The organism is Acidovorax sp. GW821-FHT09A11 (genome assembly GCF_059418365.1).
The window spans coordinates 474,973-488,756 of sequence record NZ_JBWKPS010000001.1; the positions used below are offsets into that span (position 1 = coordinate 474,973).

Genomic DNA, 13,784 nt, shown 5'->3' on the forward strand with positions numbered 1-13,784 from the left:
ATGGCTTCCTTGACGCCAGACGGTCGCTATCGGCACTGGCTGGCCGGGCTGGGCGTGGCCGTGCTGGGCGTGGCGGTCAGCCTGTGGCTGGCCTGGCAGCAGGCCGACTCGGTGGCCCAGGCCGGGCAGACCCGGTTCATGCAGGAGGCCCGCGCGTTCGCCGACGCGCTGAGCCAGCGGATCGAGGGGCATACCGAAGTCGTCAACGGCCTGCGCGGCCTGTTCACGGCCAATCCGCACCTGACCCGCGCGGAGTTCGAGCGCGCGGCGAGCGACCTGGAAGTGGGCCAGCGGTATCCCGGCGTGCGCAACCTGTCGTTCACCCGCTGGGTGCCGGGCGCCGAGCGAGCCGCCTATGAAGCCCGGGTGCGCGCCGACACCTCGCTGTCCACCCACGGCTACCCCGACTTCGCCATCCGGCCACCGGGCGAGCGGGCCGAGTACTTCGTGGCCGAGTACCTGTGGCCCATGGCAGGCAATGAAAGCGTGCTGGGCCTGGACATCAGCGCCCAGCCCACCAACCTGGCCGCCATGCAGTACAGCCGGGACAGCGGCCACACCGTGGCCTCGGCCCCGTTCGACCTGCTGCAGGAGGACAAGCACCGCGCGGGCTTCGTGATCCGCGTGCCGGTGTTCGACTACACGGCGGGCACGCCGGAGCCGCGCTTCCTGGGCGCGGTGGCGTCCACCATCCGGGTGTTCGACCTGGTGCAGGCGCTGGGGAGCCAGGGCCTGCTCAACGGCATTGCCGTGTCGATGGAGGACCATGGCTCGGTGCGCGCGGGCTCCACCGACACCACCGTCCGGCCCCTGCTGGCGCAGTCGTCGGCGGCGCTGCCCGATGCGCAGCCGTTTGTGCGCGACCTGCTCGTGCACGACCGGCGCTGGCGCCTGACCTTCCATCCCGCGCGCTCGTTCCTCTCGCCGTCCGAGGCGCGGCTGCCGGTCCTGGCGGGGCTGGGGGGCATCCTGGTGTCCCTCCTGCTGGCTTCCACGGTCGGGCTGCTGGTGCGCCAGCGCACCATGGCGCTGGTGCGCGCGCAGGCGTCGGACGAGGCCCGCCACGAGAGCGAGGAGCGTTTTCGCGCCCTGTTCAACCAGGCCAGCGTGGGGGTCGCGCTGCTGGACACCTCCACCGGCCGGTTCCTGCGCGCCAACCAGCGCTATGGCGACATCGTGGGCTACAGCCCCGAGGAGATGCAGGAGCTCAACATCCGGGCCATCACGCACCCCGACGACCTGGAGACGGACGCGCAGCACCTGGAGCGCCTCAAGTCAGGGGAGGTGCCCGAATACCGGCTGGAAAAGCGCTACATCCACAAGCGCGGCCATTCGGTGTGGGTCGACCTCACCGTGTCGCCGATGTGGGTGCCCGGGGCCACGCCCGACCACCACATCGCCGTGGTGCAGGACATCACCTCGCGCAAGCGCATGGAGGACACCCTGCGCACCAACGAACACCGGCTGCGGGGCATTCTGGAGCGCCTGCCCATGGGCCTGTGCCTGGTGCAGCCCGACGGGCGCATCAGCTTTCGCAACCAGCGCTACGTGCAGATCTGCGGGTACACCGAGGCCGAGGTGCCCGACGTGGACACCTGGTGGGAGCGCGCGTTCCCGGAGCGCGAGGAGCGCGAAACCGTGCGCCAGGGCTGGCGCGAGGCGGCGCAGAGCGCCCAGGCCGGCGACGGCGTGATCCCCGGCGCCGAGTACCTCATCCGCTGCCATGACGGGCAGCTGCGCCCCGTCGAAGTCTCGGGGGTGCAGGTGGAAGGCGGGCACCTGGTCACCATGCAGGACCTGAGCCAGCGCAAGGCGGCCGAGGAGGAGATCAACCACCTGGCCTACTACGACCCGCTCACGCGCCTGCCCAACCGCCGCCTGCTCATGGACCGGCTGCAGCAGGCGCTGGCCACCAGTGCCCGCCACGGGCGCAGCGGCGCCTTGCTGCTGCTCGACCTGGACAACTTCAAGACACTCAATGAAACCCGGGGCCATGACAGCGGCGACCACCTGCTGCTGCAGGTGGCGCACCGCCTGCGTGGCTGCGTGCACGAGGACGACACCGTCGCCCGCCAGGGAGGCGACGAATTCGTCGTGGTGCTGGAAGACCTGGGCGACAACCCCGAGGAGGCCGCGGCCCGCAGCGAAGAAGTGGGCCAGCGCATCCTGGCCACCCTGCGCGAGCCCTACATGCTCAACGGCACCGCGCACCACAGCTCGCTGAGCATGGGCGTCACCATCTTCAGCGGCATGCGCGAGACCGTGGACGAACTGCTCAAGCGCGCCGACCTGGCGCTCTACCAGGCCAAGAACGCCGGCCGCGACACGCTGCGCTTCTACGACCCCCAGATGCAGGCCGCCGTGAGCGCCCGGGCCGCGCTGGAGCGCGACATGCGCATTGGCCTGGCGCAGGGCCAGTTCGAGCTGTACTACCAGCCGCAGATCGACCGGGGCCGCATCACCGGTGCCGAGGCGCTGCTGCGCTGGCGCCATCCACGCGACGGTTTTGTCTCCCCCGCGCATTTCATCCCGCTGGCGGAGGAGACGGGACTGATCCTCCCGCTGGGCGAATGGGTGCTGCAGGTGGCCTGCGGGTGCCTGGCCCGCTGGGCCGCGCAGCCCGAGCTGGCCGTGCTGAGCCTGGCGGTGAACGTGAGCCCGCGCCAGTTCCACCAGGGCGATTTCGTGGCCCAGGTCCTGGCCGCGCTGGCCAGCTCGGGCGCCCAGGGGCACCAGCTCAAGCTGGAGATGACCGAGGGCCTGCTGCTGGACGACGTGGAAGACACCATCGAGAAGATGGGCCAGCTCAAGGGCTACGGCGTGGGCTTCTCGCTGGACGACTTCGGCACGGGGTACTCGTCGCTGGCCTACCTCAAGCGCCTGCCGCTGGACCAGCTCAAGATCGACCAGAGTTTCGTGCGCGACGTGCTCACCGACCCCAACGACGCCGCCATCGCCCGCACCGTGGTGGCGCTGGGCACCAGCCTGGGCCTGCGCGTGATCGCCGAAGGGGTGGAAACCGAGGCCCAGCGCGAGTTTCTGGAGCGCCACCACTGCCACGCCTGGCAGGGCTACCTGTTCAGCCCGCCCGTGCCGGTGGCCGAGTTCGAGGCGCTGGTGCGCAAAACGAATGGGACGGGCGCGCAGCACGCGTAGCCCTGGCACACCGGCCCGCACCAGCCCGCCCGCCACCCTGCCGGTACAGGATCTTTCAAAATCGATAGCATGAAATCAAGGCGGTATAAGCGCAATAGCTGGTTTTTGCCAAATGTTTGCGCTGCACCCCGGCCGTGTGCCCCTGCCCGTCAGCCGGGGGCCGGGGGGCTGCAGGCGGCGCGGTATCATTCCGCCCTTGCTGCGGCCTGGGTGTTCCGGCCTGGAACGTCCGCCTGGCGCCACTTTTGCATCCCCGCCTTCATCCTCTTTTTGCCCGTTCCCTGACCCGTGCGTCTTACCTCGATCAAGCTTTCCGGTTTCAAGTCGTTCGCTGAACCCACCAATTTCATGCTGCCCGGGCAACTGGTCGGTGTGGTGGGCCCGAACGGCTGCGGCAAGTCCAACATCATGGACGCGGTGCGCTGGGTGCTGGGCGAGAGCAAGGCCAGCGAGTTGCGTGGCGAGTCCATGCAGGACGTGATCTTCAGCGGCACCACCACCCGCAAGCAGGCCAGCCGCGCCAGCGTGGAGCTGGTGTTCGACAACTCCGACCACCGCGCGGGCGGCCAGTGGGGCCAGTACGGCGAGGTCGCGGTGCGGCGCGTGCTCACGCGTGACGGCACCAGCAGCTACTACCTGAACAACCAGCCCGTGCGCCGCCGCGACGTGCAGGACGTGTTCCTGGGCACGGGCCTGGGGCCGCGCGCCTACGCCATCATCGGCCAGGGCACCATCAGCCGCATCATCGAGTCGCGCCCCGAAGAGCTGCGCCTGTTCCTCGAAGAAGCCGCTGGCGTCTCCAAGTACAAGGAGCGCCGCCGCGAGACGGAAAACCGCCTGTCGGACACGCGCGAGAACCTCACGCGGGTCGAAGACATCCTGCGCGAGCTGAACGCCAACCTCGAAAAGCTCGAAAAGCAGGCCGAGGTGGCCGCCAAATACAACACCCTGCAGGCCGACGCCACGCTCAAGCAGCACCAGCAGTGGTTTTTGAAGCGGGCCGAGGCCGAAGAGCAGCAGAACAAGGTGCGCCTGGACGGCCTCCAAGCCGTCAACGACCTCGAATCCCGCATGGCCGACCTGCGCGCCGTCGAGTCCGACCTCGAAACCATCCGCCAGGCCCACTACGCGGCCGGCGACCAGGTGAACCAGGCCCAGGGCCGGCTGTACGAGGCCACGGCCGAGGTCGGCAAGCTCGAAGCCGAGATCCGCTACGTGATCGAAGGGCGCCAGCGCGTGGAGCAGCGCTTGGTCACGCTGGCAGAGCAGATCGCCCAGTGGCAGGCCCGCAAGGAAGAGGCCGATATCGAGCTCGAAAACCTGGCCGGTGCCGGTGTGGACGCCGAAGAGCGCGCCGAACTGCTGGCCGCCCAGGTCGAAGAGCAGGCCATGCAGCTGCCCGACCTGGAAGAAGCCCTGCGCCAGGCCCAAAGCCGCACGGCCGAGCAGCGCAGCAGCGTGGTGCAGGTGCAGCAGCAGATTGGCGTGCTGGCCGCCGAGCAGCGCAGCATCGACGAACAAAGCCGCCAGCTCGACAGCCGCTTCGAGCGCCTGCGCACCGACCGCAATGCACTGGCCGCGCCCGATGAAGCCCGCCTGACGAACCTGCGCGAGCAGCTCGAAGAGGCGCAGGAGATCGCCGAGACCACGGCAGCCCGCCTGCACGAGCTGCAGGAGTCCGTGCCCCAGCTGGACGACGACCGCCGCACCCGCCAGCAGGCCGTGAACACCGAAAGCGCGCGCCAGGCCGACCTGTCGGCGCGCATGGAAGCGCTCAAGGCGCTGCAGGAAAAGGTCAAGACCGACGGCAAGCTGCGCCCCTGGCTGGCCAAACACGGGCTCGACGGCCTGCAAGGCCTGTGGAGCCGCATCCACATCGAGCCCGGCTGGGAAAACGCGTTGGAAGCCGCGCTGCGCGAGCGCCTGGCTGCGCTGGAAGTGGGGCGCCTGGACATGGTGCGTGGCTTCCTGGGCTCGGGCGGCACCGACGCGCCGCCCGCGCGCCTGGCCTTCTACAGCGCTCCCGCCGCGGGCCACCCCGAAACCTCGTCACCCCACGCCCGCCTGTCCGACCTGTTGCGCCTGAACGATGCCGGCCTGCGTGCCGTGCTCACGGACTGGCTGCAAGGCTGCTACACCGCGCCCACGCTGGACGACGCCCTGGCCCGCCGCAGCACGCTGCAACCCGGGGAGGTGGTGTTTGTTCCTACCGGCCATGCGGTCAGCGCCCACAGCGTGAGCTTTTACGCGCAGGACTCCGAGCAGTCGGGCATGCTGGCCCGCGCGCAGGAAATCGAGCACCTCGAAAAAGAGCTGCGCGCGCAAGCGCTCATCGCCGAAGAATCGCGCACGGCCCTGGTGCGGGCCGAGGCCGCGTACGCCGATGCCTCCCAGCGCCTCGTGGCCGCGCGCCGCGAAGCCACCGAAACCCAGAGCCGCGCCCACGAGCTGCAGGTCGAGACCCTGCGCCTGACCCAGCTGGCCGAACAGACCCGCGCGCGCAGCCAGCAAATCGACGGCGACCTGGCCGAGGTGGAGGCCCAGCTGGCCGACCTGCAGGAACGCCGCGTGGCCGCCGAGGCGCGCTTTGAAGAACTCGACATGCAGCTGGCCGACAGCCAGGAGCGCGAGGCCCAGCTGGGCGACCGCGTGATCGAGGCCGAGCGCAAGCTCACCGCCTGCCGCGAACAGCAGCGCACGCTGGAGCGCCAGGCGCAAGAGGCCACGTTCTCGCAACGCAGCCTGGAAGCGCGCCGCGCCGAACTCAACCGTTCCATCGAAACCGCCACGCAGCAGGCCACGGCCCTGGCCGACGAGCAGCAGCGCGCGCGCGATGAGCTGGCCCGCCTGTCCGACGCCGCCGCGCAAGGTGGCCTGCAGGCCGCACTGGAAGTGAAGATGGAGCGCGAAAAAGCGCTCGGCGCCCAGCGCAGCGAATACGACGACCTCACCACCAAGCTGCGCGCCAGCGACGAGCGCCGCATGCAGCTCGAACGCGCGCTCGACCCGCTGCGCGCCCGCATCACCGAATTCCAGCTCAAGGAACAGGCGGCGCGCCTGGGCCTGGAGCAGTACACCACCTTGCTGGCCGACGCCCAGGCCGACCTCGAGGCCGTGGCCCAGTCGATCACCGACGGCAATGTGCGCGTGTCCGGCCTGCAGGGCGAGATCGACCGCCTGCACCGCGAGATCGCCGCCCTGGGCGCTGTGAACCTGGCCGCGCTGGACGAACTCAAGCTCGCCAGCGAGCGCAAGGTCTTCCTCGATGCGCAGACGGCCGACCTGACCGAGGCCATGAACACGCTGGAAGACGCGATCCGCAAGATCGACGGCGAAACACGCCAGCTGCTCTCGGGCACCTTCGACACCGTGAACGCGCACTTTGGCCGCATGTTCCCCGAGCTGTTCGGCGGCGGCCAGGCCAAGCTCATCATCACCGGCGACGAAATCCTTGATTCCGGCGTGCAGGTGATGGCCCAGCCGCCCGGCAAGAAGAACCAGACCATCCACCTGCTGTCGGGCGGCGAGAAGGCTCTCACGGCCATCGCGCTGGTGTTCGCCATCTTCCAGCTCAACCCGGCGCCGTTCTGCCTGCTGGACGAGGTGGACGCGCCGCTGGACGACGCCAACACCGAGCGTTACGCCAAGCTGGTGTCCAGCATGAGCAAGGGCACGCAGTTCCTGTTCATCAGCCACAACAAGATCGCGATGGAAATGGCCGAACAGCTGATCGGCGTGACCATGCAGGAGCAGGGCGTGTCGCGCATCGTGGCCGTCGATATGGAGTCGGCCCTCTCCATGGCGGAAATATGAGTACCCCCCTGAGGCGCTTCGCACCTTCCCCCCAGGGGGACGACGCCCTTGCTGCGGGGCGGCCCTTGCTCGGCGTCTCGCGCACAGGCCGCGCGCATTTTCACCGCGGCGGCCCTTGCGCCATGCAGCGGATAGCCGTTAGCCGAGAATTTCTTTTATGAGCACATTGCAACTGAGTCTGGCCATCATCGGCGGCCTGGTGCTGGCCCTCATCGTGGCCTACAACACCTGGACCTCGCGCCGCAACGCGCCCAAGCGCGCCTTGCCGCCAGAGCCGGAACGCGAGCGCGCGGCCGAGCCCGCGCTGCGCCAGGAGCCAGGTTTCGAGGCGGGCGCGGCCGCCGACCTGCCCCCCGGGGACTTTCACGGCCTGGACCGCGGGCCCGAGCCTTCCGAGCACACGGTGGATGCCAGCGAGGCCCTGCAGATGCCCGTGCCGCCGTTCTCGCTGGAGCGCCGCCCCGGGCTGGACCCGCTCATCGACGTGATCGCACCGCTGCAGCCGGAGGTGTCCGTGTCCGGCGATGCCGCGCTGGCGGCGCTGCCTCCCACGCGCCGGGCCGGCAGCAAGCCGTTTGCGATCGAAGGCCTGAACGAAGCCACCCAGCAGTGGGAGACGCCGGCGCCCGGCCAGCGCTACCAGAGCTTCCAGGCGGGCGTGCAGCTTGCCAACCGCATGGGCGCGCTCAACGAGATCGAGTTCTCGGAATTCGTCGTCAAGGCCCAGGCGTTTGCGGACGCCATCAATGCCGCCCCCGATTTTCCCGACATGCTGCAGGAAGTGGCCCGCGCCCGCGAGCTGGACCAGTTCGCCAGCGACCACGACGCGCAACTGGCCTTCATGCTGCGCGCGCGCCAGGCCGCCTGGAGCCCCGGCTACGTGCAGCAGAACGCCGCACGCGTGGGCTTCGTGCCGGGCGCCATGCCCGGGCGCCTGGTGCTGCCGGCCGGCGCGCAAGGCCTGCCGCCATTGCTCACGCTCGGCTACGACACGCAGGCGGCACTGGCCGAAGACCCGGACCAGTCCGCCATCCGCGACATCACCCTGAGCCTGGACGTGGCGCAGGTCCACCGAACCGAACAACCCTTTGCGCGCCTGCGCGAGGCCGCCGCCGCGCTGTGCGAGGCCATGGACGGCGTGCTCTGTGACCAGAACGGCCAGCCGCTGCCTGCCATGGCCATGGACCCGATCGCCTCGGACCTGGAGCTGCTGTACGACCAGCTCGACGGGCGCGACCTGTCGGCGGGGTCGGTGCTGGCGCGCCGGCTGTTCAGCTAGGCCGCCGCATGAGCGCAACGCTGGTCCGGCTGGCGCACGAGGCCGATCACGGCGCCGTCAGGGCGCTGTACCGCGAACTGCGGCCCCAGGACCCTGTGCTGGGCGACGATGCATCGCTGGACAGCTTTCGCGCCGTGTTGCGGTCCCCCAGCGCGCGGCTGGTGGTGGCGCTGCGGCATGGCGAGGTCGGTGCGACCTGCATGCTGGCGCTCGTGCCCAATTTCGCCAGCGCCGGGATGCCCATCGGCGTCGTCGAGCATGTCATCACGGGCGGGCGCTTCCGGCGCCAGGGGCTGGCCCGGGCAGCGCTGGAGTTCGCCCTGGACGCGGCCTGGGCCCTGAACTGCTGCAAGGTTTTCCTGCTGTCGGGCGCGCAGCGCGCGCAGGCCCACCGGCTCTATGAATCCGTGGGCTTCGCGGGCGGCAGGGAACTGGGGTTTGTCAAAAGGAATCCCAGCTTGGGCCACCATGACTGAACAATCAGAACTTTTTTCGGCCGCAGCGCAGACCAGCCAAGCGCAGGCAGCTATCAAAATCAAAGCGCTGCGCGAGCAACTCCACCGCTGGGCGCACCAGTACTACGTGCTGGACGAGCCCACCGTGCCCGATGCCGAGTACGACCGCGTGTTCCGGGAACTGCAGGCCCTGGAGACGGCGCACCCCGACCTCATCACGTCCGACTCGCCCACGCAGCGCGTGATCGGGGCGGTGATGGAAGGCCTCACACCCGTGCGCCACGCGGTGCCCATGCTCAGCATCCACACCGAAACCGACACCGAGGCCACCGGCGCGCAGGCGTTCGATGCGCGCGTGCGGCGCGAGCTGGGCCTGGCGGAATCGGACCCCGCCATCGAATACGTGGCCGAGCCCAAGTTCGATGGCCTGGCCATGAGCCTGCGCTATGAAAACGGCCGCCTCGCGCAGGCCGCCACGCGGGGCGACGGCGAGGTGGGCGAGGACGTGACGCACAACATCCGGACCATTCGCCAGATACCCCTGACCTTGCCCGAGGGCGTGCCCCCGCTGCTCGAAGTGCGTGGCGAGGTCTACATGCGCCGCGCTGATTTCGATGCGCTCAACGAGCGGCAGCGGGAGCAGGGCGGCAAGACCTTCGTGAACCCGCGCAACGCCGCAGCCGGCGCGGTGCGCCAGCTGGACTCGAACATCACCGCCCAGCGCCCCTTGAGCTTTTTTGCGTATGGCCTGGGCGCCGTCACGCCGCCCGGCGAGGGAGGGCCGGTGTTCCGCACGCACTACGAGATGCTGCAGACCCTGAAGTCATGGGGTTTTCCGGTGGCGGCGCAGGTGCAGATTGCGGCGGGTGCTGCGGAATTGGTAGCATTTCACCAGCAGGTGGGCGGCAGCCGCGATGCGCTGCCCTACGACATCGATGGCGTGGTCTACAAGGTCAACTCGCTGCAGCTGCAGCGCGACCTGGGCTTCAAGACCCGCGAGCCGCGCTGGGCCGTGGCGCACAAGTACCCGGCGCAGGAGATGGCCACCAAGATCGAAGGCATCGACGTGCAGGTGGGCCGCACCGGCAAGATCACGCCCGTCGCGCGCCTCGCGCCCGTGTTCGTGGGAGGCGTCACCGTCACCAACGCCACGCTGCACAACCTGTTCGAGATCCGCAAGAAGGGCGTTCGGGTGGGCGACACCGTCATCGTGCGCCGCGCGGGCGATGTGATTCCCGAAGTCGTGGGCGTGATGCCGGGCAACCGGACCGGCTATGTGCCCAACTTCAAGATGCCCAAGGCCTGCCCCGTCTGCGGCAGCGCCGTGGTGCGCGAAAAGGGCGAGGCCAACCACCGCTGCACGGGCGGCCTGTTCTGCGCCGCGCAGCGCAAGGAGGCCATCCTGCACTTCGCCGCGCGCCGCGCCATGGACATCGAGGGGCTGGGCGACAAGCTGGTGGACCAGCTGGTGGACACCAATGTGATCCGCACGCTGCCTGACCTGTACCGCCTGGGCCTCACCTCCCTCATCGCGCTGGAGCGCATGGCCGAGAAGTCGGCCCAGAACGTGCTGGCCGCGCTCGAAAAATCCAAGCAGACCACCTTGCCGCGTTTTCTGTTCGGCCTGGGCCTGCGCCACGTGGGCGAGGCCACGGCCAAGGACCTGGCGCGGCACTTTGGCACGCTGGACGCCATCATGGACGCCAGCGTGGAGCAGCTGCTGGAGGTGAACGATGTGGGCCCGGTGGTGGCGCAGAGCCTGCACACGTTCTTCCAGCAGCCGCACAACCGCGAGGTGGTCGAGCAGCTGCGCGCCTGCGGCGTGACCTGGCCCGAGGGCCCGGTGGCCGAACGCGCCCCGCAGATCCTTGCCGGCAAGACCGTGGTGCTGACCGGCACCCTGCCGACCTTGAGCCGCGACGCGGCCAAGGACATGCTGGAAGCCGCTGGCGCCAAGGTGGCCGGTTCGGTCAGCAAGAAGACCAGCTATGTGGTGGCGGGCGATGAAGCCGGCAGCAAGCTGGCCAAGGCCCAGGAGCTGGGCGTGCCGGTGCTGGACGAAGCGGGCATGCTGGCGCTGCTGTCGGGTCCGGGCGCCTGAGGCGCTCTCCCCCTTACTCCGAGTTCTTGATGCGCACATTGCTGCTTTCCTTCCAGGCCCGCGCCGCGGCCCTGCTCCGCTGGCTGGCCGGCCTGTTTGCCTGGATGCCCCGCCCGCTGCGCCGCGCGCTGCTGTGGGGCGCCCTCGCGCTGCCTGCCGCGGTGCTGGCATACACCCTGGTCCTGATCCCGTTCACGCCCTCCATCAGCGACATCCGCAAGGCCAAGAGCGAGCTGCCCGCGCAGCTCATGTCGGTGGACGGCAAGCTGCTGGCCGAGTACCGCTGGGCCAATCGCGAATGGGTGGAGCTCGACAAGATTTCTCCGCATGTGGTGAACGCGCTCATCGCCACCGAGGACCACCGCTTCTACGACCACTTCGGCCTGGACTGGAGGCGCACGGTATCGTCGGTGGTGCACACGCTGCGCGGCGCCCCGCAGGGCGGCTCCACCATCACGCAGCAGCTGGCGCGCAACCTGTTTCCGGAGGAGATCGGCCGCTCGCGCGTGTTCCCCCAGGCCCTCACGCGCAAGCTCAAGGAGGCCATCACCGCGCTCAAGATCGAGTTGTCGTATTCCAAGGACGAGATCCTGGAAACCTACCTCAATACCGTGCCCTTCCTGTACAACGCGTTCGGCATCGAGATGGCCGCGCGCACGTACTTCGACAAGTCGGCCGACAAGCTCAATGTGCTGGAGAGCGCCACGCTGATCGGCATGCTCAAGGGCACGGCCTACTACAACCCCGTGCTCAACCCCGAGCGTGCGCAGGCCCGGCGCAACACCGTGCTGTCGCAGATGGTCAAGCGCGGCAAGCTGGAGCAGGCACAGTTCGACACGCTGCAAAAGCGCCCGCTGCGCGTCAACTTCGAGCGCCAGACCGAGGTCATGGGTCCCGCGCCGCACTTTGCGATCCAGCTGCGCAAGCAGCTCATCGACTGGGCCGACAGCAAGGGCTACAGCCTGTATTCGGATGGTCTGGTGATCCGCACCACCATCGACTCGCGCCTGCAGGCCTATGCCAATCAGGCGGTGGCGCGCCAGGGCCGCCAGCTGCAGGGCGTGGCCGATGCCGCCTGGAGCAAGCGCGATGGCTGGGGGCCGCAGAACGAACTGGTGCAGACCCTGGTGCGCGAAAGCAGCGAATACCGCGCCGCGCTGGACAAGGGGGAAGAGCCCGCCGAGGCGCTCAAGGCGCTCCTGGCCGACGACGCCTTCCTGCAGAAGCTGCGCTCCGAGAAAACGCGCGTGCAGGCGGGATTTCTCGCGCAGGATCCCGTCACGGGCCATGTGCTGGCCTGGGTGGGCAGCCGCGACTTCGCCCAGGACCCGTTCGACCACGTGCAGGCGGCCCGGCGCCAGCCCGGCTCCACGTTCAAGCCCTTCGTGTACGGCGCGGCCTTTGCCAAGGGGGCATCGCCCGGCGACACGCTGATGGATGCCGCGGTGGAGATACCGCTGGGCGGTGGCCGCGTGTGGCGCCCCACCGACGGGCGTCCGCCGAGCGACGAGCCCATGACGCTGGCGGATGGACTGGCGCTCTCCAAGAACACCATCACCGCGCAGGTGATGCAGCAGGTCGGCCCCGCCCGCGTGGCGGAAGTGGCGCGGGCGCTGGGGGTGCGGCAGTCGCCACTCGAGGAAGTGCCATCGCTGGCGCTGGGCACGAGCCCGGTCACGCTCAAGGAAATGATCTCGGCCTACAGCAGCATCGTGAACCTGGGGCGCTATGTCGAACCGGTGCTCATCACCAGCATCGAGGACCGCCACGGCAAGGTGCTCGAGACCTTCGCGAAGCCGGTGCCCGAGGCGGTCTTCGAAGGCCGCGCGGCCCAGACGCTGCGCAACACCATGCGCGGCGCGGTGGACAGGGGCACCGCCACCGCGATCCGCTCACGCTATGGCATCCAGGCCGATGTGGCGGGCAAGACCGGCACGACCCAGGACAACACGGATGGCTGGTTCATCCTCATGCATGCCCGCGTGGTGGCGGGGGCCTGGGCGGGCTTCAATGATGGCCGCATCACGCTGCGCAGCGACTACTGGGGGCAGGGCGCCCGCAGCGCGCTGCCCATGGTGGGCGAGTTCATGCAGCAGGCGATCCGGGCCAAGGTGATCGACGGCCAGGAGCGGTTCTTCGATGAGTTCGACACCACCCCACCGCCCCCGCCGGCGGATAGCTCGCTCGGCGTCATGCGCGACTGGATACGCGGGCTGTTTGGCAGCGACACGGCACCGCCAGCACCGGTGCCCTCCGCGCCAGCAGCGTGGCCCCTGGGTCCTGCTGCGCCCCGGCCGCCTGGAGGCCAGGGCCTGCCTCCCGTCACGACCGATCCGGGCTATCCCCCGGCACCCGCCGAAGAGCGCGTGGGCGGCTGAGCACGGCTGCGGGCGGCTCGCGGTCCCGGCCGGGCCGGGCCGGTCACTTTTTGCTGGCGCCAGCCCATGACCGCCGCTAGGATGCGCGGCGATGAAATTGTTACGTGTGCCGTCCCCGGGGGGGCATTTTCCGCAAATGTGCTTTGCCTGGGGCCGGGCGCTCCCGCCGGGTGCTTTTACGGGCCACCGGAGACCCGCCGTGACCCATTTCATTCATCCCTTCACCGCGGTGTGCCTGCAACCGGTCCTGTCGCCCTTGGCAGGGAGCGAAGCTCGCCGCGTCCCGCCCATCGTGCATCCACGACCCACAGAAAATGACTCCAAGACGCTTTCGTTTCTCGCTGCCGAGCTATGCCCTTGCTTGCGGTTTTGCACTGACCCCCTGCCTCGGCGGGGCCGCAGATATCCGGTTGACGCCTCCACCTGGCGGCGCCCTCGTGGTGACCGATTCGGCAACCCAGACCGTGCGTTTTCGCGTGGACGATGCGGGCAGGATCCGGATGCCCGGACTGGCTGGCGCGCCCGCACAAGGCAGCCTGCTCTGTTTTGAAAGCGCAAGCGGCGCGGTGGGAGGCTGCACGGCGGGCGTCGCCACGGGGCCG

General features: G+C 69.3%; 6 protein-coding genes. All 6 read left to right on the top strand.

Going from position 1 to position 13,784, the window contains the following annotated elements; translation table 11 throughout:
* Complete coding sequence (locus tag AC07PV_RS02235; protein ID WP_218294944.1) at nucleotides 1-3,156, top strand: bifunctional diguanylate cyclase/phosphodiesterase; 3,156 nt, start codon at nucleotides 1-3, stop codon at nucleotides 3,154-3,156.
* A 288-nt stretch (nucleotides 3,157-3,444) separates the two neighbouring features.
* Complete coding sequence (smc, locus tag AC07PV_RS02240; protein WP_494629254.1) at nucleotides 3,445-6,969, top strand: chromosome segregation protein SMC; 3,525 nt, start codon at nucleotides 3,445-3,447, stop codon at nucleotides 6,967-6,969.
* Nucleotides 6,970-7,126: 157 nt separating this feature from the next.
* Nucleotides 7,127-8,248: a cell division protein FtsZ gene (locus AC07PV_RS02245; RefSeq protein ID WP_218294946.1), complete on the top strand. Its 1,122-nt coding sequence runs from the start codon at nucleotides 7,127-7,129 to the stop codon at nucleotides 8,246-8,248.
* A gap of 8 nt (nucleotides 8,249-8,256) precedes the next feature.
* Nucleotides 8,257-8,724, top strand: coding sequence for a GNAT family N-acetyltransferase (locus AC07PV_RS02250; RefSeq protein WP_218294947.1), 468 nt, complete (start codon nucleotides 8,257-8,259; stop codon nucleotides 8,722-8,724).
* Complete coding sequence (gene ligA / locus AC07PV_RS02255) at nucleotides 8,717-10,804, top strand: NAD-dependent DNA ligase LigA (RefSeq protein ID WP_218294948.1); 2,088 nt, start codon at nucleotides 8,717-8,719, stop codon at nucleotides 10,802-10,804. Before AC07PV_RS02250 ends, ligA begins: the two co-directional genes overlap by 8 nt.
* Nucleotides 10,805-10,833: 29 nt before the next feature.
* A complete protein-coding gene (locus AC07PV_RS02260) occupies nucleotides 10,834-13,182 on the top strand; it encodes a penicillin-binding protein 1A (RefSeq protein ID WP_494629256.1) in 2,349 nt (782 codons plus the stop codon).
* Nucleotides 13,183-13,784: the final 602 nt, after the last annotated feature.

What these genes read in the sequence shown, in the direction of transcription:
- AC07PV_RS02235 (WP_218294944.1), top strand. Translation starts at nt 1, where the DNA reads ATGGCTTCCTTGACGCCAGACGGTCGCTATCGGCACTGGCTGGCCGGG.
- AC07PV_RS02245 (WP_218294946.1), top strand. Translation starts at nt 7,127, where the DNA reads ATGAGCACATTGCAACTGAGTCTGGCCATCATCGGCGGCCTGGTGCTG.
- AC07PV_RS02260 (WP_494629256.1), top strand. Translation starts at nt 10,834, where the DNA reads ATGCGCACATTGCTGCTTTCCTTCCAGGCCCGCGCCGCGGCCCTGCTC.
- ligA (WP_218294948.1), top strand. Translation starts at nt 8,717, where the DNA reads ATGACTGAACAATCAGAACTTTTTTCGGCCGCAGCGCAGACCAGCCAA.
- AC07PV_RS02250 (WP_218294947.1), top strand. Translation starts at nt 8,257, where the DNA reads ATGAGCGCAACGCTGGTCCGGCTGGCGCACGAGGCCGATCACGGCGCC.